The 18,419-nt window shown below is 72.3% G+C and carries 15 protein-coding genes; 8 read left to right on the top strand and 7 right to left on the bottom strand.

Annotated features, from left to right (window positions below):
• Window positions 1-56: 56 nt before the first annotated feature.
• From ACFWE2_RS02100 to ACFWE2_RS02125, 6 genes are all read right to left on the bottom strand, one after another.
• On the bottom strand, window positions 57-818 hold the full coding sequence (locus tag ACFWE2_RS02100) for an ABC transporter permease (RefSeq protein WP_377222548.1): 762 nt from the start codon (window positions 816-818) through the stop codon (window positions 57-59).
• Between the two features lie 11 nt (window positions 819-829).
• On the bottom strand, window positions 830-1,690 hold the full coding sequence (locus tag ACFWE2_RS02105) for an ABC transporter ATP-binding protein (protein ID WP_377222549.1): 861 nt from the start codon (window positions 1,688-1,690) through the stop codon (window positions 830-832).
• 164 nt (window positions 1,691-1,854) lie between these two features.
• Window positions 1,855-2,697, bottom strand: coding sequence for a DUF4097 family beta strand repeat-containing protein (locus ACFWE2_RS02110; RefSeq protein WP_377222550.1), 843 nt, complete (start codon window positions 2,695-2,697; stop codon window positions 1,855-1,857).
• Window positions 2,698-2,785: 88 nt separating this feature from the next.
• On the bottom strand, window positions 2,786-3,367 hold the full coding sequence (locus ACFWE2_RS02115; RefSeq protein ID WP_377222551.1) for a histidine kinase: 582 nt from the start codon (window positions 3,365-3,367) through the stop codon (window positions 2,786-2,788).
• A gap of 117 nt (window positions 3,368-3,484) precedes the next feature.
• Window positions 3,485-4,153, bottom strand: a complete 669-nt coding sequence (locus ACFWE2_RS02120) for a response regulator (protein ID WP_377222552.1) — start codon at window positions 4,151-4,153, stop codon at window positions 3,485-3,487.
• On the bottom strand, window positions 4,150-5,340 hold the full coding sequence (locus ACFWE2_RS02125) for a sensor histidine kinase (RefSeq protein WP_377222553.1): 1,191 nt from the start codon (window positions 5,338-5,340) through the stop codon (window positions 4,150-4,152). The genes ACFWE2_RS02120 and ACFWE2_RS02125 overlap by 4 nt, the downstream gene beginning before the upstream one ends.
• Window positions 5,341-5,562: 222 nt before the next feature.
• On the opposite strand from ACFWE2_RS02125, the gene ACFWE2_RS02130 reads away from it, so the two are divergent.
• The 3 genes from ACFWE2_RS02130 to ACFWE2_RS02140 all read left to right on the top strand — a co-directional run bounded on the left by ACFWE2_RS02130 (window position 5,563) and on the right by ACFWE2_RS02140 (window position 8,878).
• The gene (locus ACFWE2_RS02130; protein ID WP_377222554.1) at window positions 5,563-6,258 is read left to right on the top strand and encodes an ABC transporter ATP-binding protein; all 696 of its coding nucleotides are present in this window, start codon (window positions 5,563-5,565) and stop codon (window positions 6,256-6,258) included.
• Window positions 6,255-7,538 (top strand): ABC transporter permease, encoded by a 1,284-nt coding sequence (locus ACFWE2_RS02135; RefSeq protein WP_377222555.1) that lies wholly within the window; start codon window positions 6,255-6,257, stop codon window positions 7,536-7,538. Before ACFWE2_RS02130 ends, ACFWE2_RS02135 begins: the two co-directional genes overlap by 4 nt.
• Window positions 7,539-7,687: 149 nt before the next feature.
• Complete coding sequence (locus ACFWE2_RS02140; RefSeq protein WP_377222556.1) at window positions 7,688-8,878, top strand: zinc-dependent alcohol dehydrogenase; 1,191 nt, start codon at window positions 7,688-7,690, stop codon at window positions 8,876-8,878.
• A 21-nt stretch (window positions 8,879-8,899) separates the two neighbouring features.
• On the opposite strand, the gene ACFWE2_RS02145 is transcribed toward ACFWE2_RS02140, so the two are convergent.
• Complete coding sequence (locus ACFWE2_RS02145; RefSeq protein ID WP_377222557.1) at window positions 8,900-9,493, bottom strand: UdgX family uracil-DNA binding protein; 594 nt, start codon at window positions 9,491-9,493, stop codon at window positions 8,900-8,902.
• Window positions 9,494-9,727: 234 nt separating this feature from the next.
• Here ACFWE2_RS02145 and ACFWE2_RS02150 point away from each other — a divergent pair, with 234 nt between their 5' ends.
• From ACFWE2_RS02150 to ACFWE2_RS02170, 5 genes are all read left to right on the top strand, one after another.
• Complete coding sequence (locus tag ACFWE2_RS02150) at window positions 9,728-11,209, top strand: BadF/BadG/BcrA/BcrD ATPase family protein (RefSeq protein WP_377222612.1); 1,482 nt, start codon at window positions 9,728-9,730, stop codon at window positions 11,207-11,209.
• A gap of 316 nt (window positions 11,210-11,525) precedes the next feature.
• Window positions 11,526-12,554, top strand: coding sequence for a DUF4037 domain-containing protein (locus ACFWE2_RS02155; protein ID WP_377222558.1), 1,029 nt, complete (start codon window positions 11,526-11,528; stop codon window positions 12,552-12,554).
• Window positions 12,555-12,624: 70 nt separating this feature from the next.
• Window positions 12,625-14,220: a DUF3375 domain-containing protein gene (locus ACFWE2_RS02160; RefSeq protein ID WP_377222559.1), complete on the top strand. Its 1,596-nt coding sequence runs from the start codon at window positions 12,625-12,627 to the stop codon at window positions 14,218-14,220.
• Between the two features lie 136 nt (window positions 14,221-14,356).
• On the top strand, window positions 14,357-15,022 hold the full coding sequence (locus ACFWE2_RS02165) for a DUF4194 domain-containing protein (protein ID WP_377222613.1): 666 nt from the start codon (window positions 14,357-14,359) through the stop codon (window positions 15,020-15,022).
• Window positions 15,019-18,408, top strand: a complete 3,390-nt coding sequence (locus tag ACFWE2_RS02170) for an ATP-binding protein (RefSeq protein WP_377222560.1) — start codon at window positions 15,019-15,021, stop codon at window positions 18,406-18,408. Before ACFWE2_RS02165 ends, ACFWE2_RS02170 begins: the two co-directional genes overlap by 4 nt.
• The last annotated feature ends 11 nt before the right edge of the window (window positions 18,409-18,419 follow it).

Genomic DNA, 18,419 nt, shown 5'->3' on the forward strand with positions numbered 1-18,419 from the left:
ACCGCACACCATCCGGTGTGCGGTCGAGGACCGTGTTCGACCCAGTACCTACGCCGTCAGGAGATCTTTCGGCGGTACGCGCCAGTGGCCAGGACGTACGCGATCACGAGGATGCCGACGCACCAGCCCAGCGCGACCCAGATGTCGGTGCCGACCGGCTGCTGGGCGAGCAGGTCGCGGATCGTGTTCACGATGGAGGTCACGGGCTGGTTCTCGGCGAACCACCGCACGGGGCCGGGCATGGTCTCGGTGGGGACGAAGGCCGAGCTGATGAAGGGCAGGAAGATCAGCGGGTAGGAGAACGCGCTCGCGCCGTCCACGGTCTTGGCCGACAGGCCCGCGATGACCGCGAGCCAGGTCAGGGCCAGGGTGAACAGGACCAGGATGCCCGCGACACCGAGCCACGCCAGCACACCCGCACCGGAGCGGAAGCCCATGAGCAGGGCCACCAGGACGACGAGGGCCACGGAGACCAGGTTGGCGACGAGCGACGTCAGTACGTGACCCCAGAGCACCGCCGAACGCGCGATCGGCATCGACTGGAACCGCTCGAAGATGCCGCCCTGCATGTCGAGGAACAGCCGGTAGGCGGTGTAGGCGATACCGGACGCGACGGTGATGAGCAGGATGCCGGGCAGCAGGTAGTTCACGTAGCTGCCGGCGCCGGTGTTGATCGCGCCGCCGAGCACGTAGACGAACATCAGCATCAGGGCGATCGGGGTGACGGCGGTGGTGATGATGGTGTCCGGGCTGCGGAGGATGTGGCTCAGGGATCGCCCGGTCAGGACGGCGGTGTCGCCGAAGAAATGCTTGCTCATGGTCTCGTTCCTCACTTGTCCGTGCTGGCGGGGCTGCTGACGGGGCTGCTGGCGGGGCTGCCGGTCGGGTCGCCGGCGTCGCCCGCACCGGTGGCGGGACCGCCGTCGCCGACGACGGCGAAGAACACGTCCTCGAGGGTGGGCTGCTTCTCGACGTACTCGACCTTGGCCGGCGGGAGCAGGGCCTTGAGCTCGGCGAGGGTGCCGTCGACGATGATGCGGCCCTGGTGCAGGATCGCGATCCGGTCGGCGAGCTGCTCGGCCTCGTCGAGGTACTGCGTGGTCAGCAGCACGGTCGTGCCGTTCCGGGCGAGCTCCTTGACGGCGTCCCACACCTCGATGCGGGCCTGCGGGTCGAGGCCGGTGGTGGGCTCGTCGAGGAAGATGATCGGCGGGTTGCCGATCAGGCTCATCGCGATGTCCAGGCGGCGGCGCATGCCGCCCGAGTAGGTGGCGGCCTTGCGCCCGGCGGCCTCCGTGAGCGAGAACCGGGCAAGCAGGTCGTCGGCGATCTTGCCGGGGTCCTTCAGGTGCCGCAGCCTGGCGACCAGGACGAGGTTCTCCCGGCCGGTCAGGACCTCGTCGACCGCGGCGAACTGACCGGTCAGGCTGATCGACTCGCGCACCTCGGCGGCCTGCGTGGCGACGTCGAACCCGTGCACGCTCGCGGTGCCGCCGTCGGCCCGCAGCAGCGTGGACAGGATCTTGACGAACGTGGTCTTGCCCGCGCCGTTGGAACCCAGCAGGGCGAAGATGCTGCCCCGTGCGACCTCGAGGTCCACGCCCTTCAGGACGTGCAGCTCCTTGTACGACTTCTCGATGTTCTGCACTCGGATCGCGGGTTCGCGGCTCCGCTCGGCGTTCGTGCTCATGTTCTTCCCTTTCTCGGGAACGGTGGGAAACGGTGGGTAACGGTTTTTGGGTAGGGGGTAGCCAGGGAGGTGGTTCGGGTTCTTTCTCGGGCCGACGACGCCGGTCCGGGCCTCAGGTCAGGCGGGGCTCACGCCCAGCCGGTGCGCGGAGAGGTCGAGGGACCTCAGGGCCGCCGGACGATGACGTCGCCCCAGCCCGTGCTGGCGTGGATCTCCGCGGTGGCCTCGTTCTCGACGGGGCCGTCCGTGGGGGTGAGCTGGTTGCGGACGGTTCCGTGCTCCGAGGCGATGTCGAGCCAGGCTGCGGTGCCCTCCGGCACGTCGACCTCGATCGAGCCGTAGGACGTCGTGAGCGTGACGCTGCCCGACTCGACCCGGTCGACGCGGATGCCCGCATGCGCCGACTTCACGCTGAGCGTGCCGTGGACGCGGCCCACGGTGATCTCGGAGTGCGCCCCGACGACGTCCAGGGTCCCCGTCACGGATCCGACGGTCGTGGTCCCGTTGCTGGCGCGGACGGTGCCCTCGCCGGAGAACTCCGTGATCCGGACGCCGCCCGCGCTCACCTTCATGGAGGTGGGTCCCGTGGCCCGGCCGACGACGACGGACCCGGCGGAGACCTTGAGGTCGAGGCGGGCCGCCTCGTCGATCCGGACGTCGCCGCCGTTGAGGGTCAGGTCGACCGTGCCGAGCCGGCCCTCGGAGTACAGGGAGCCGGCCTTGCCGCTGAGGTGCGAGCCGACCGGCAGCTCGATGCTGACCTTCGCGCCGCCGGCGGCGAACGGAAGGACGTACTGCTTCCAGGAGGACGGGTAGATGATCGTGACGGCGTCGCCGTCACGCTCGACGCGGGTCTCCTCGGCGGCGCGTACCGAGCCCGACTTGGCGGGGTCGGCGGGCAGGACGGTCACGACGACGTCGTCGCGCTCGGAGGCGACGACGTGCAGGTTGCCGAAGGGGACGTCCACGACGACCGGGACGGGGCTGGTGGCGGAGAAAGTGGGCATGACGGCTCCAGGTGAGGACAAGGGCGGGAAGGTGAAGGGGCAGCGAGCGGGCTGCGCGGCGAGTGGTGTCGGAGTGGTGTCGCCGCGGTCAGCGCACCCAGCCGGTGAGGCGGTTTCCGCTCGGCGGCCCGGAGGGGGCCTGCGGGGCGGGGCGCCCGGTAGGCTGGTCGAGCGCGGCGGCGACCGCCCGCACCAGCCAGGTGTTGACCGAGACGCCGTCACGGGCGGCGGCCGCCTCGGCCTGTGTCTTGAGGTGGTCGGGCAGGCGCAGGGTGGTGCGCGTGGTGGCGCCCGCCTCGGCGTCGGCGGGCGCAGTGCCTGCCGGCCCGGCGGGGGCGGGTGCCGTCGGGGTCTGCCCGGCGACGACGGTGGCGACGCCGGTGCCGACGGCGGTGGGCGCCGTGGGCACGGAGGTCGGCACGGCGGCCGCTGGTGCCGCGACGACGAACTCGGGCTCACCGCCGCGCAGCCGCACGTCGACCGACCCGGGTGCGAGCTCAGCGGAGATCTCCCCGGCTGCGGCGGACAGGGCCTCGAGCAGGACGAGCCGCGCGGCGGCGTCGAGCGGGGCGGTCAGGCGGCCGGCGATCTCGCGCACCTCTTCCCCGCCCGCGGCGGCCGCGGTGGAGAGCTGGCGCTGCAGCTCGTCGACATATCTCGTGAGGTCCATGACCCCACTATGACACCACTCGTGGTGTCAGTGCAAGAGTGATGACGTCATCTGCGACACCAAAGCGGTGTCACGTGGTGTCGTGGGTCTGAAACCGCAGGTCAGAGACGGTAAGTCCTAGCGGCCACCCGGCTGGACGAGCCCGTTCTCGTACGCCGCGATGACGAGCTGCGCGCGGTCGTGCGCGTTCAGCTTCGTCATGACCCGGTTGACGTGCGTCTTGGCGGTGTGCGGAGAGATCGCCAGCAGCTCCGCGATATCGGCGTTGGAGCGGCCGGTGCCCACGAGCGCCAGCACCTCCGCCTCGCGTTCGGTCAGGTCGTGCAGCGCCCGCGACGGCTCGCTGGTGTGCAGACGTTCCGAGCGCACGTACCTGTCGATCAGCGTCCGGGTGGCGACGGGGGACAGGAGGGCGTCGCCCCGGTGGACCGCCCGGATCGCGGCGGCGATGTCGTCCCGTTCCGCCCCCTTGCCGATGAAGCCGCTCGCACCGGCGCGCAGCGCGCCCACGATGTACTCGTCCTCCTCGAACGTGGTCAGCACGAGCACCCGGACCGCGGCGAGGTCCGGGTCCGCGCAGATCTCCCGGGTCGCGGCGATGCCGTCCAGGCCGGGCATCCGGATGTCCATCAGCACGAGGTCCGGACGGCGCTCACGGGCCAGCGCGATCGCCTCGTACCCGTCTGCGGCCTCCCCTGCGATGGTCAGGCCGTCGCTGTGCGTGATCAGGTCGGCGATCGCCGAGCGGATCAGTGACTGGTCGTCGGCGATGAGCACGGAGATCATGAGCAGCTCCCTCCTCCGGGGGCGGGCGCGGGGGCGGGTACGGGGGTCGGCAGGTCGGCGTCCAGCGCCCACGAGCCGACGCCGGCCCTGCCGTGGGTGAGCGTGCCGCGGACGGCCTCGACACGCTCGCGCGCCCCGACGAGGCCGTGCCCGGCTGCGGCAGCCGTGACCCGCGCGGGGACGGGGTTGACCACCGTGACGTGCAGCCGGTCCGGCAGGTACTCGAGCACCACGTGCGCCCGGTGCTCGACGCCGTGCTTGTGGGCGTTGGTCAGCGCCTCCTGGATGACCCGCAGCGCGACGACGTCGACGGCCGCGGGCAGCTCGCGCGCCTCGCCGAGCCTGCGCACGGTGACGTCGAGGCCGTGGCCGCGGAACTGCCGCAGGATCTCGTCGAGCTGGGCCAGGCCGACGGGTGAGGCTCCCGGCCCGGCGTCCGGCGGGGCGGGGTCGCGCAGCGTGGCGAGCAGGTCGCCGATCTGGGTGAGCACGGTCCGCGAGGCCTGGCGGATGACGGCGAGCGAGTGCTCGGCGTCGTCGGGCCGCTCGCGCAGGGCGGAGCCCGCGACGCCCGCGTGCAGGTTGATGACCGCGATCTGGTGCGCGACGGCGTCGTGCAGGTCGCGGGCGATCGCGAGCCGGTCCTCCGCGACGCGTTGGTTGGCGAGGGCCTCCCGCGTCGCCTCGGCCCGCTCCGCGCGTTCGGTGACCGCCGTGAACTGTTCGCGCTGCACCCGGATCATGTCGCCGAGCGCGCCGAAGAGCAGGACGAGGAGCAGGAACTGCATGGGCCCGCGGCTGATCGCGACGACTCCCGCACCGCTCACGAGGACGCCGGCGCCGAGCGCCAGCCACAGAGCGCGCCATCGGGGCAGCGCGCCGCTCGCCGTGAACGTGGCGATCGCGACCGCCAGCACCACCCCGGGGTTGAACAGTCCGAGCGGCACGCTGAGCCAGACCAGGGCCACGGTGGCCGCGAGAGTCAGGACCGGTCGCCGCCGGCGCAGCAGGAGCAGCGCGGCAGCCACGAGTGCGACGGCGAAGAAGCCGGTGTGCCACACGGGCATCCGATAACCGTCGAGCGGGAGCGGGCTCGTCAGCAGCACCGCGACGGACGCCGCGGCGTGACCGGCCCACCGGGGGATCCGGTGGGTGTGGCCGAGCTGCACGTCGTCGTTCCGTGGCATCTCGTCCTCCTGTCCGCCGTCCGTCGGGCGCCGTCCGCCGCTCGCCGGCCGCGCCCGCCAAGCATCCCGTACCCGACGGGTGCGCGCGTCCCGCCCAGGGGGTATCGGGGAGTACTACCAGCGCGGTACCGAAGAGTCATCGTCAGGACGATTCGCGCGCAGGCGCCGTCGCCCAGAGTTGGCCACGTCAACAACTCCGGCACCACGAGAGAGGCGGCCGACGTGGTCTCCCCACTGCTCTCCGTCAGCAACCTGCACAAGACCTACGGCTCCGGCCCCAGCGCCTTCGAGGCCCTGCGGGGCCTGGACCTGGACATCGCCGAGGGCGAGTCCCTCGCGATCATCGGCAAGAGCGGCTCGGGCAAGTCGACGCTCATGCATCTGCTCGCGCTGCTCGACCGGCCGACGTCGGGCAGCATCACCCTGGACGGCGTCGACACGTCGAAGCTCTCCGCCAGGCAGCTCAACCAGACCCGCAACAGCACCTTCGGGTTCGTGTTCCAGCAGTTCTTCCTCAACGCACAGGCGAGCGTGCTGGACAACGTGACCCTGCCGCTGAAGATCGCCGGTGTGGCCCGCCGCGAGCGCCTGGCCCGCGGGATGGCGGCCCTGGCGCAGCTCGAGCTCGACGACAAGGCCGACAACAGGGCGAACGACCTGTCCGGCGGTCAGAAGCAGCGCGTGGTCATCGCGCGGGCGCTGATCAACGAGCCGCGCGTGATCTTCGCCGACGAGCCGACCGGGAACCTGGACACCGCGACGGGCGCCGTCGTCGAGGACATCCTCTTCGACCTCAACCGCAGGCGGGGCATCAACCTGGTGGTCGTCACGCACGACGAGGACCTGGCGTCCCGCTGTGACCGCAGCATCTTCATCCGCGACGGCCTGATCGCCGCGCGCGAGGCGGTGGCGGCATGAGGGGCGTCGACATCGTCTCCACCGCGTTCCGGAACGCCTTCCGGTCCAGGCTGCGCACCAGCCTCACGGTCCTGGCGATCTTCATCGGGGCCTTCACGCTGTCCCTGACGAACGGCCTGGGCACCGGCATCAACCGGTACATCGACGACACGGTCGCCTCGGTCGGCGTCGACGACGTCATGACGGTCACCAAGGCGAGCGAGCACACGCCCGCCGACGGCCCCGCCGAGTACGACCCGAACCAGATCGAGGTGGACAACGGCCCGCCCGGCTCGACGGCCACCGCCCTGACGGACGACGACATCGACACGATCGCCGGCATCGACGGCGTGGAGAGTGTCGAGCCGCTCAAGACCATCGCGATCGACTACGTCCAGCACGACGGCGGGAGCAGGTACCAGCTCTCCGTCACCCAGTTCGTGCCGGGGATGAGGGCCGAGCTCGCGTCCGGCAGGCAGGTCGACCTCGACGCCGCAGGCCCCCAGCTCGTGCTGCCCGAGGGCCATCTCGAGCCGCTGGGCCTCGGGAGCGCCGCCGACGCCGTCGGGCAGACCGTCACGCTTGCCGTCACCGACGGCACCGGGACCCAGACGACGACCGAGGCGACCGTCGTCGGTGTCGCCGAGCCCGGCGTGATCAGCATGGCCGGCGCGATCCCGAACGACGCCCTCACGCAGGAGCTCTACGACCTGCAGACCACCGGGGCGCCCGAGGCGGAGACCACCCGGTACGCGCAGGCCTCGGTCGCGTTCGACGCCTCGGGGGGCGCGCAGGGTACGGAGGCGCTGCAGGACCGGCTGGCCGACGCCGGCTTCACGGGCAGCACGCTGGAGGACCAGCTCGGCACGATCACCGCCGTCATCGACGGCATAGTGCTCGTGCTCAACGGGTTCGCGGTGATCGCGCTGGTCGCGGCCGGTATCGGCATCGTCAACACGCTGTTCATGGCGGTGCAGGAGCGGACCCGCGAGGTCGGGCTCATGAAGGCCATGGGGCTCTCCAGCGGCCGCGTCTTCTCCCTGTTCAGCATCGAGGCGGTGGTGATAGGGCTGGTGGGCAGCGCGGTGGGCGTGCTAGGGGCGGTCGGTGCGGGGCAGCTCGTGAACGGTGTGTCGGGAGACCTCCTGGCGGACCTGCCGGGGCTGGCCCTCATCGCCTTCGACCCGGTGAGCGTCGCGACGGTGGTGCTGGGTGTCATGGCCATCGCGTTCCTCGCGGGTACCCTGCCGGCCCTGCGCGCGGCTCGCCAGGACCCGATCTCGTCCCTCCGCTACGAGTAACGGTCACCACCCCGTTGAGTGCTGGGTATTTGTGAATCTGACGCCTCGGATTCACAAATACCCAGCACTCAACGTGTGAGATGCGGGTGGGGGCGGGTGGTGCCAGCGTGGACGTGTTGCAGAGCCGACCACACAGACCGGAGCGGACGATGAGAGCACTCACGTGGCAGGGCCGGGAGCACGTCAGCGTCGAGACGGTCCCCGACCCGCGGATCGAGGAGCCGAACGATGCGATAGTGCGGGTGACCTCGACGGCCATCTGCGGGTCCGACCTGCACCTGTACGGCGTGCTCGGCGCGTTCCTCGACTCCGGTGACGTGCTCGGGCACGAGGCGATGGGCGTCGTCGAGGAGGTCGGCCCGCTCGCGGGGAACCTGCGTGTCGGCGACCGCGTGGTGGTCCCGTTCGGGATCGCCTGCGGGCAGTGCTGGATGTGCACGCACGGCCTGCAGTCGCAGTGCGAGACCACGCAGGTCACCGCGGAGGACAGCGGCGCGGCGCTCTTCGGCTACACCAAGCTCTACGGGCAGGTGCCCGGCGGTCAGGCGGAGTACCTGCGGGTGCCGCAGGCGCAGTACGGTCCCGTCGTCGTGCCGGACGACGGCGCACCCGACGAGCGGTACCTCTACCTCTCGGACGTGCTGCCCACCGCGTGGCAGGCGGTCGAGTACGCGCAGGTGCCCGACGGCGGTTCGGTGGTCGTGCTCGGCCTCGGACCGATCGGCCAGATGGCGGCCCGCGTGGCCGCCCACCGCGGGGCGGGGCTCGTCGTCGGCGTCGACCTGGTGCCCGAGCGGCTGGCGATGGCGGCACGGCACGGCGTCACGGTCCTCGACTCCGAGCGCGACGACGTCCTGGCCGCCGTCCGCGACCTCACCGCGGGCCGCGGGCCGGACGCGGTGATCGACGCCGTCGGTATGGAGGCGCACGGCTCGCCGGTCGCCGAGACCATGCAGAAGGCCGTGGGCTTCCTGCCGGACGCCGTCGGCAAGCCGCTGATGGAGCGCGCGGGCACCGACCGGCTCGCCGCGCTGTACGCGGCCATCGACCTCGTGCGCAGGGGCGGCACCATCTCGCTCTCCGGCGTCTACGGCGGCGTACGGGACCCGCTGCCGATGCTGCGGCTGTTCGACAAGCAGGTGACGATCCGGCAGGGACAGGCGAACGTCCGGCGGTGGACCGACGAGCTGCTGCGCCTCGTGGCCGACCCCGCCGACCCGCTCGGTGTGCTCGACCTGCGGACCCACCGCTGGCCGCTCGAACGCGCCGCCGAGGCCTACGCGATGTTCCAGCGCAAGGACGACGGCTGCGTGAAGGTGGTGCTCGACCCGGCGGCCTGACCGGCTTACGCGGCGGGGCCGTCAGGCTGCAGCGTCAGCCGCGGTCCGCAGGTCGGCGACGAACGCGTCGAACGTGGCGCCGAACTCCGTGCGGTCCCGCAGCCGCAGCAGTGCCGACGGGTGCGTCGTGATCACGACGTCGTGCGCCTCGCCGTCGAGCACCTGCCCGCGCTCGGCGCCGATCCGCACCTCGCGCCCCAGCACCGCTCGCGCCGCCGTCGCCCCGAGTGCCACCACCACCCGCGGCCGCACCGCCGCCAGCTCCGCCTCCAGCCACGGCACGCACGCCCGGATGTGCGCGACGTCGGGCTTCTTGTGCAGCCGGCGCTTGCCCCGCTCGGTGAAGCGGAAGTGCTTGACCGCGTTGGTCAGGTACACCTCGTCGGGGTCCAGGTCCGCCGCGTGCAGCGCGTCTGCGAGCATCCGGCCAGCCGGCCCGACGAACGGCTCGCCCTCCCGGTCCTCCCGGTCGCCGGGCTGCTCACCGACCAGGACCAGCGCAGCGGAGGCCGGGCCGGACGAGAACACCGCCTGGGTAGCGGGCCCCCACAGCTCGCAGCCCCGGCAGTCGTGCACCGCCCGGGCGAGCGTCTCGACGTCGGCGTTCGCGGGCACCCACTGCTCGGCCCCGGGGCGGGCCGGCTTGGTGCCGGCGCCCTTCGTCCCAGCAGTTCTCGTCCCCCCAGACTTCGTTCCCGCAGACTTGGTTCGTGCGGTCGCGGCACGTGGCACGGGACACCTCCTCGCGTTCGTGTCTCCAGCCTGTCTCTACCCTGGTCCGCGCGCTCTGCGTATGACACTCCACGCATAGCGGACCGGGTGATATCGAGGCACTATGACCCGGTGCCGATGGTCACTGGACAACAACATAGAGCTGAGATCCCCGGCGCGGACGCCGGGGTAGCTGGTGTGGACATCGGCGGGACGGGGTCGCGCCTGCGGGTCGACAACGGACGGCCGGGCGGGGTCTACGAGCTCACGGGCCCGCCCGCGACCATCGTGAACGGGCGCTCCACGGTGCCCGACGTGGTGCGGGGCCTGTGCCGTGACTTCGCGGCCGAGTTCGGCGGGCGGCCCCGGGTCGCGGCGGCCGCCGTGGGGATGCGGGGGTTCCGGTCGCAGGCGCAGTCGGGGAGCCTGGACCCGAACCGCGTGCACGACATCCTGGCCGAGGAGCTGCGCACCGACTCGACGGCGGTGTCGAGCGATGCGGTAACGGCCCATCTGGGTGCCCTCGGTCCCGGACCCGGTGCGACGCTCGCCGTCGGGACCGGCGCAGTGGCCGTGGCCTGCGACGACGTCGGCAGGTGGCACCTTGCGGACGGCATGGGGCCGCACGTGGGCGACAACGGCGGCGGCGCCTGGATCGGCCGGCGCGGGCTCGACGCCGCGGCCCGGTCGATGGACGGCCGCAAGGTGGGTGCGTCACCCGGACTCGTCCAGTCCGCCGAGCGGCACTTCGGCCGGCGCGAGCAGTGGACGACGGTCAACGACGTCTCCCTGTTCGCCGGGTTCGCGCCGCAGGTCATCCAGGCGGCGAGCCGCGGCGACGTGGCCTGCCGCGAGATCCTGGACGAGGCGGCCAGGTCCCTGGCGGACGGGTTGTGCGCGGTGCTGAGCCACCCCGGCGTCGAGCCGATCGCGGTGACTACGGGGAAGCTCCTGATGCATGCGCCGTCGTTCCGGTCGATGGTGCTCCAGCAGCTCCTGGAGAAGCGCGACGACGTGCGCGTGCAGCCGAGTGCCGGGCTGCCGCTCGACGGTGCGCTCAGCCTGGCCAGGATGTTGGCCGCGCACCCGGCCGTCGTCCGGGAGCACGTACCGCTGCTGGCGGTCCGGATCGGTGCCTCGGACTGGCTGGACGACTCCATCACGATGCCGCGCGTGGTGCTCCCGGCCGGCCGGCCGACGCGTGCGGAGAACGAGCCTGCCGCCTGGGCCGTCGAGATCCGGTCCGACTTCGAGTGGTCCGCCGACGAGCTCCTGGAGGACGTCGTGGGACCGGCGACACCCACCGCCGCTGTCGTGCCGCTGACCGGGGCGCGCCTGGTGGTCGGTCGGGCGTCGCGCAGCCGCGGCGTCGTGCCGGACATCGTGTGCGAGGACACCGGCGTCTCCCGCAGGCACTGCGAGATCAGCTGGGTCGACGGCGGCTGGAGCGTGATCGACCTCGGCTCGGCCAACGGAACCTACGTCGCCCCGCGCGGCGAACCCGTCCCGGCCGAACCGCTGCGGTCGGGGGAGCGGCGCTGGCTGTCCGACGGCGACCGCATCTACGTCGGGGGCTGGACCTGCCTGACGGCGCGGGTCGTCACGGCGAACGTGCACTGAGCGGGAGCGCCGGCGGTGGATCGGGTCCGTGCCGGTCGGAGCGGTGCCGGGTGATCGGCCCGGAGCAGGCCGACCGGAGCCGCCGCGCGGTGCTAGGTAGTGCCGGGGAGCAGGTGCCGGGTCTGCTGAACTTCGTTCGTCTACGCCCCTCAGATTTCAGCTGAGCCGAATAGTTCAGCACAGGCGACAAACACGTGGCTGAGTCGAACGCAGATCGGCTCACCTGGCACATGCTGCAGGGGTACACCTTGCCCGCCGGACGGTTCGTCGGCGGATTCACCTGGACCGTTCCCGGCCCTGCTCCTAGGTTGGCGGCATGTCCGGCATCGAGCTCGCCCGCGCCTACTGGGCCGACGTCGTCCGCCCGATCCTCGACCGCGAGCTGCCCGAGGTGCCGCGCGCCGCCGGGCGGCTCGGCACCGGCTCGGACGTGCTGGGGCTCGACGACGAGACGTCCCGTGACCACGACTGGGGGCTGCGGCTAACCCTGCTGGTCCCGGCGGACCGGGTGGACGAGGTCGACCGGGTGCTGACCGCGTCGCTCCCGGCGTCCTACCGCGGATCGCCGACGGCCTTCCCGCTCACCTCCGACATGACCGTCCGGCACCGGGTCGAGATCACGGCGCCGGGACAGTTCGTCCGGTCGCGCACCGGTCTCGACCTCGCCGGCGGCGGGAACAGCGCTCTGCGCCTCACCGACTGGCTGTCGCTGACCGGCCAGTCGGTGCTGGAGGTCACCGCCGGGCCGGTGTTCGAGGACACGTCCGGCGAGATCACCGCGCTGCGCGACCGGCTGGCCTGGTACCCCCACGACGTGTGGCTGCACGTCCTGGCGGCGGACTGGACGCGGATCGCGCAGGAGCTCCCGTTCGTCGGCCGCACCGGGCAGCGCGGCGACGATCTCGGCTCGCGGCTGATCGCGGCGCGGCTCGTCACGGCGCTCCTCCGGCTCGGCTTCCTGCTGGAGCGGCGCTGGCCGCCCTACCCCAAGTGGGCGGGGACGCTGTTCACGCGGCTGCCCGTCGCGCCGTCAGCGGGCGGACCCCTGGCGGCGGCGCTCGCGGCGGCGACCTGGCAGGAGCGGGAGGCGGCCCTGCACGCGGCGTGCGAGGTGCTGCACGAGCGGCAGCGCGCCGTCGGCCTGCCCGCGTTGGACGGAGCCGCCTGCGAGCCTTTCTACGACAGGCCCTTCACGGGCCTGCGCGACGTCGCGGGGGTGCTGCGCGCGGCGGTCGCGGACCCGCAGGTGCGGGCGCTGGCGCACCGCGGGGGAGTCGAGCAGTGGGTCGACGACGTCGGGACGCTCACCGATCCCGGCGTCCGGCGGCGCCTTGCCGCGTCCTGACCCGCCGCGGAGGACGACCTGTGGACGGCGGGGCGGTGGATGTCACCGGTCCGACGTACTCTGACCGGCGATGATTACTCGTGCAGAAGGTGCGTACCTTGGCGCGCTCCGGGCCTTCCAGGAGCCGATGCTGGACCTGCTTCACCGCAGGTACGCACCGCTCGTCGTGTCGCTGCTGTCCCTGGTGTTCACGCCGGAGCGTCCGACGGTCCCGGTCGCGGAGGCGCACACCGAGATCGGCGACGCGCTCGACCAGCTACGTGCCCAGGGCCATGAGTTCAACGCCGACGGCACACGCGCCATCCCGCTCGGCAGCGCGCGGGAGCTGTGCAGGCAGTGGTCCGACGTCGGGTGGCTGAAGCGCCAGATCGTGGACGGCGACATCGAGGTCTACCAGCTCTCGGCACATGCGGTCGGCGCGCTCGAGGTCGCCGGCCGGGCGGGCGGCGCCAGGTCGCGGGTCTCGGAGTCCCGCGTCCGGACCCTCCTGGACGCAGTGGAGCGGCTGGCACAGGACGCCGACCCCGACGTGGCGGTCCGCATGGCCCGCCTCCAGACGCAGATAGACCGGCTGCAGGCCGAGCTGGTGCGGCTCGACCGGGGCGGGGAGGTCGACGAGGTCGACGACGACGAGCTGCTGGAGGAGGCGGAGAACGTCCTGCACCTGGTGCGCGAGCTGCCGGCGGACTTCGCACGGGTGGCGGAGTCGATCAAGGCGATGCAGCGGGACGTCGTGACCGCGCTGCGCCAGGACGAGCGCCCGTCCGGCGACGTGCTGCGCGAGTACCTGGAGCGCGGCGAGCAGGTGATGACGACCACGCCGGAGGGCCGGGCCTTCGCCGGGGCGCTGCGGCTGATCGGTGACCCGCAGCGGATCGACGAGCTGTCGCTGCAGCTCGACACGGTGCTGCGCCACCGTTTCACGGGCCGGCTGCCGAACCAGCAGCGCACCGAGCTGCGCGACATCGGCCGGCGGATCGAGCAGGGTGTCGCCGAGGTGATCAAGGCCCAGCGTCAGGCGTCCCACGTCATCACCACCCAGGTGCGCAACCACGACCCGCTGCGCGACCGGCAGGTCGACGAGCTGCTGCGCGAGGTGATGATCAGCTTCCAGGCGTGGATGCCGGCGACGCGCCGCGGCCAGGAGGTGGACCCGTTGCGCAGGCTGCCGGTGGCGGACGTCGCGCACCTGCGCCAGTCGACGAGCGACCTGAGCCCGCCGCAGCCCCCGGCCCCGCTGCAGACAGCGGACGACGGCGCGGACACCGACCTGGAGGACGGCGCCCGGGAGTGGGGCGGACCCCACTACGCCGAGCTGCGCGAGCACCTCGCCTCGTTCGCGGGCGCGGCGGGCGGCAACGGTGACGGCGACGTCGGCCGCGCCGACCTCGCCGAGGTGTTCCGGGCCGCACCCGAGTCGATCCGGCGGCCGGTGGACCTCCTCGGCCTGCTGGAGCTCGCCGATCACCAGGGCATGACCGAGACCGACGAGGTGGCGGTCGTCGAGGCGATCCGGCCCGACGGCACCCGGCGGCGGTTCGCCTTCGGCGGCGTCACGGTGCGGACGGGGCCGGACGCCGAGCAGGACACAGACACAGACACAGACACAGAGCAGGACGCGAAGCTGGACACCGAACGACGTACGAAGGACTACGCACATGAGTGAGACCGCCGTCGAGGAGCACGTCGCAGAGATCGACGGCGAGGTAGAGACAGAGACGGACGGCGAGGCAGAGACCGGCGGCGGGGCAGAGACCGACGGTGGGGCGGAGACCGACGGCGGGTTCATCGCGCCGGTGCCGATGGAGGAGGACCCGGAGGAGCTGTTCGCCGGCGACTCCGGGACGCTGGACGCCGCGGTGCGCCGGGTGCTGGTGCGGCTGCTGCGGGGCAGGTTCCTCGTCGCGGAGCGGAACCGGGCCCAGTGGAAGGTCCTCCTGGCGAACCAGCAGGTGATCGAGTCCCGGCTGCACGACCTGTTCATCCATCTCGTCGTGGACCACGACCGGGGCATCGCGTACAAGAAGCAGGTCCGCCCCGCCGAGCTGGACGTCCCGATCCTGCTGAAGGACGACCCGTACACCCGCGCCGAGACGCTGGTCCTGGTCCACCTGCGCACGGTCTTCCAGCGGGAGCAGGGGGCGGGGGAGTCGTCGGCCCGGGTGGACGTCGAGGAGGTCGAGCAGACGGTGCTGACGTTCTTCGACCCCGACGACAAGAACCTGGCCGCGCGGCAGACGGAGATCCGCACCGCCGTCCGGCGGCTGGAGAAGGAAGGGCTCATCGAGGAGGAGTCCGAGGGACGGTTCCGCGTCACGCCGCTGGTCGAGATCGTGCTCAGCAACGAACGGCTCGGCGAGCTGCGGGAGTGGCTGCGCACACAGACCCAGCAGACCCAGCAGACCCAGCAGAACCAGCAGGTCCAGCCACACGAGCAGAGCCAGCCAGACCAGGAGAACCAGCGATGACGATGATCGACACCCTGTTCGGGATGATCCCAGCGGCGTCGACCGGCCAGCAGTGGGTCGCGCGCGACCTCCAGCTCGTCAACTGGGGCGGCTACGACGGTCACCACCAGGTACGCCTGGCCGCGACGGCGACCCTGCTCTCCGGCGGCTCCGGCTCCGGCAAGTCGACGCTCATGGACGCCTACATCGCGCTCCTCATGCCGCACACCACGCCGTTCAACGGTGCGTCCAACGGCAGCGTCGTCGGGCGGCCCCGCGGCAAGGACCAGCGCAACATCCTGTCCTACGCGCGCGGCAAGATCGACGAGTCCCGGACCGACGACGGCACCCGGCAGCGGGTGCTGCGAGGCGACGGCCGGGACACCTGGTCGGCGATCGCGATGACGTGGGTGGACCAGTCCGGTACGAGCTTCACCGCTGTGCGCGCCTGGTACGTCCCGTCCGCCGCGCGCACCCTCGAAGAGGTGGTGCCGCTGCGTGCCACGTGCGACGGCGCCTTCGACCTGCGCGGCCTGGAGCGGGCCGCCGCCCAGCGGCTCGCCCGTACCGAGGTCACCACGGCGGGGCTGACCTGCTTCGACACCGACCGGGAGTTCACGGCGCGCCTGCACTCGACGCTCGGCATCGGCGCGTCGGGCGACGGCAACAAGGCCGTGGCGCTGCTCGGCCGCATCCAGGCCGGCCAGCAGATCACCACCGTGGACGCCCTCTACAAGGCGATGGTCCTGGAGGAGCCCGAGACCCTGGCGAAGGCGGACGAGGTGGTCGAGCACTTCGACAAGCTCGCCGGCACCCGCGAGCAGATGATCACGGCCCGCCAGCAGGTGGGCGCGCTCGCTCCGATCCGTGGCTACCACGCGGCCATCGAGGGTGCGGTCGAGCGGCTGCGGGTCATCGACGAGATCGGTTCTTTCGCGGATGCCGCGTCGCCCGCCGCGCTGTGGCGCAACGGCCGGCGGCTCGGCCTGCTGCGCGCCGTCGAGCACGATCTCCAGGCCGAGCACCGCACGGCGCTGGGGCGCGCCGAGGAGACCAGGGTCCGGATCACCGCGGCGAAGTCCGAGCTGGACGGCGTGCTGGAGACCCTCCGCGCGTCGGGCGGCGACCGGCTGGCCACCGCGCAGCGCGAGCTGAAGGGCGTCGACTCGCGGCTGGCCGAGGTCGAGCGCGCCCGCGGCAGGCTGGACGAGGCCCTGGCCGTGCTGGAGGCGGAGGCAAGTTCGGAGGCCGAGTTCTCGGCGGTGGCCGCGCGCGCCGGTGCGGCCCTGGCCGACGTCGGCACGAAGAAGGCCGCACGCGACACGTTCGGCGAGGCGATGTCGGCGCGGAACGCCGCGCGCGCCGAGCTGGCGGAGCTCGAGGCCGAACGGTCGGCGGCCGCCGAACGGCGCGGCAACATCCCCGACCACCTGCACCGGGCGCGTGCCACGCTGGCCGAGGCCGCAGGACTGACCCCGGAGGACCTGCCCTTCGTGGGTGAGCTGCTGGAGGTCCGCACGGAGTTCGAGCCCTGGCGCGGGGCGTTCAACCTGGCGCTGGGCGGCTTCGCGACCAAGATGCTCATCGACTCGGCGCGCATCCAGGCCTTCCGCAAGGCGATCGACGCCGTCCCCACGTCCACGCGGATCCGGTTCGAGGGTGTGCCCACCGGGATGCGCGACGAGCTGGGCCTCGACAAGCGGACCCTGCCCGGCCGGCTCGACGTCCGCGGCGGGCCTTTCGCCGGCTGGCTCAAGCACGAGCTGGCGCAGCGGTTCGCCTACGTCTGCGTGGACACCCCGGGGCAGCTCGGGCAGCACAAGATGGCGCTCACCCGGTCGGGCCAGCAGTCCGAGGGCCACCGCGGCGCGCACGGCGGAAACCTCAGGTCCAACGTGCTGGGCTTCACCAACGGCCGCGCGCTGGCCGACCTCGACGAACGCCTCGGCGAGGCACGCGAACGGCTCGCGGAGGCGGAGCGCCGCGTCGCGGGCGCCGAGGCGCGCCTCAACCGGTACGACGACGAGCTCGCCGCCTATCGCACGGTCAGCGGCCTGACCTGGGACCAGGTGGACGTAGTCGCCGTCCGGGAGGAACGGTCCCGCTGGACGCAGGTCATCCACGAGGTCACCGCGGGCAATCCCGAGATCACGCGCCTGCGGGACCAGTCGGGCGCGCTCGAGAAGCAGATCGACGCCCTCAACCAGGACCTCGGCAAGACGACGGCCCGCGCCGACGCGCTGGAGGCACGCTGGACGGCCGTCACCGACGACGTCGACGCCGCCCAGCAGGCGCTCGACGACGCCGAGGCGGCCGAGGTCGCCGTCGGGCCGGACCAGGGTGAGTACCTCGACGCGCTGTTCCGGGCCGCCGACCTCGACGCTGCGAGCGGTGGTGCGGCGGCCGCCGCGGCGCTCGAGGCGTTCGACGGCGCGTTGCGGCAGGCCACCGAACGGCTCAAGGCGGACCGGGAGGCCGCGCAGACCGCCCTCGGCACGGCGAGGGACGCGCTCCGCCGGACCTTCGAGAACTTCCACGAGCGCTGGCACGACCCGAACCTCGGGACCGACCCGGAGGCGTCCTACGGCGACTACGACCGGATCCTGACGGACCTGGAGACCAGCGGGCTCCACGAGCTCGAGACGGACTGGCGCAACAGCCTCCTGCGTCTGTCCGGGAACGACCTCACCGACCTGTACCGGGCCCTGGCCGGCTCGGTCCGCGAGATCAAGGAGCGGATCGGCCCGGTCAACGACATCCTCGCGAACCTCCCGTTCGCCGACGACGAGCACCGCCTGCGGATCGACGCGCGCGACAACCAGTCGACGGTTGTCGCCGCGTTCCGCAAGGAGCTGCGCAACCTGCGCGAGTCGCTGACCCGCGAGGCGACCGACGCCGAGCGTGAGCGGCGGTACCTGCGGATGGCCAAGGTGATCGACCGGATCCGGCGGAACGCGCCCGACTTCGCCGACCTCGTCGACGTCCGGCGGCACGTGCGGCTCAGCGCCGAGAAGGTCGACCTGGACGGCAACCACGTGGCGCACTACGACGGCATCGGCGAGAAGTCGGGCGGTGAGTCCCAGGAGCTCGTCGCGTTCATCGTCGGCGCGGCCCTGCGCTACCAGCTCGGCGACGCCGGGGCGGAGCGGCCGCGGTACGCGCCGGTGTTCCTCGACGAGGCGCTCATCAAGGCCGACGCGCGGTTCACGGGGCGGGCCGTCGGCGCGTGGCGCGGGCTCGGCTTCCAGCTCGTCATCGGTGCGCCCAACGACAAGTACAGCGCCCTGGAACCGCACGTCGACCTGAAGTACATCGTCCTGAAGGATGCCACTGGCCGGTCCCGGACGAAGGCGGTGGCGGGCGTGGCCGAGCCTGCGGGGCAGCTGGTCACCAACAGCGCCGACTGACCGAGGCTCAG

The organism is Promicromonospora sp. NPDC060271 (assembly GCF_042726755.1).
Taxonomy (GTDB): domain Bacteria; phylum Actinomycetota; class Actinomycetes; order Actinomycetales; family Cellulomonadaceae; genus Promicromonospora.

Excerpts from the sequence above, each read along its gene's own strand:
- ACFWE2_RS02100 (WP_377222548.1), bottom strand. The coding sequence starts at position 818 with ATGAGCAAGCATTTCTTCGGCGACACCGCCGTCCTGACCGGGCGATCC.
- ACFWE2_RS02105 (WP_377222549.1), bottom strand. The coding sequence starts at position 1,690 with ATGAGCACGAACGCCGAGCGGAGCCGCGAACCCGCGATCCGAGTGCAG.
- ACFWE2_RS02110 (WP_377222550.1), bottom strand. The coding sequence starts at position 2,697 with ATGCCCACTTTCTCCGCCACCAGCCCCGTCCCGGTCGTCGTGGACGTC.
- ACFWE2_RS02115 (WP_377222551.1), bottom strand. The coding sequence starts at position 3,367 with ATGGACCTCACGAGATATGTCGACGAGCTGCAGCGCCAGCTCTCCACC.
- ACFWE2_RS02120 (WP_377222552.1), bottom strand. The coding sequence starts at position 4,153 with ATGATCTCCGTGCTCATCGCCGACGACCAGTCACTGATCCGCTCGGCG.
- ACFWE2_RS02125 (WP_377222553.1), bottom strand. The coding sequence starts at position 5,340 with ATGCCACGGAACGACGACGTGCAGCTCGGCCACACCCACCGGATCCCC.
- ACFWE2_RS02135 (WP_377222555.1), top strand. The coding sequence starts at position 6,255 with ATGAGGGGCGTCGACATCGTCTCCACCGCGTTCCGGAACGCCTTCCGG.
- ACFWE2_RS02140 (WP_377222556.1), top strand. The coding sequence starts at position 7,688 with ATGAGAGCACTCACGTGGCAGGGCCGGGAGCACGTCAGCGTCGAGACG.
- ACFWE2_RS02150 (WP_377222612.1), top strand. The coding sequence starts at position 9,728 with ATGGTCACTGGACAACAACATAGAGCTGAGATCCCCGGCGCGGACGCC.
- ACFWE2_RS02155 (WP_377222558.1), top strand. The coding sequence starts at position 11,526 with ATGTCCGGCATCGAGCTCGCCCGCGCCTACTGGGCCGACGTCGTCCGC.
- ACFWE2_RS02160 (WP_377222559.1), top strand. The coding sequence starts at position 12,625 with ATGATTACTCGTGCAGAAGGTGCGTACCTTGGCGCGCTCCGGGCCTTC.
- ACFWE2_RS02165 (WP_377222613.1), top strand. The coding sequence starts at position 14,357 with ATGGAGGAGGACCCGGAGGAGCTGTTCGCCGGCGACTCCGGGACGCTG.
- ACFWE2_RS02170 (WP_377222560.1), top strand. The coding sequence starts at position 15,019 with ATGACGATGATCGACACCCTGTTCGGGATGATCCCAGCGGCGTCGACC.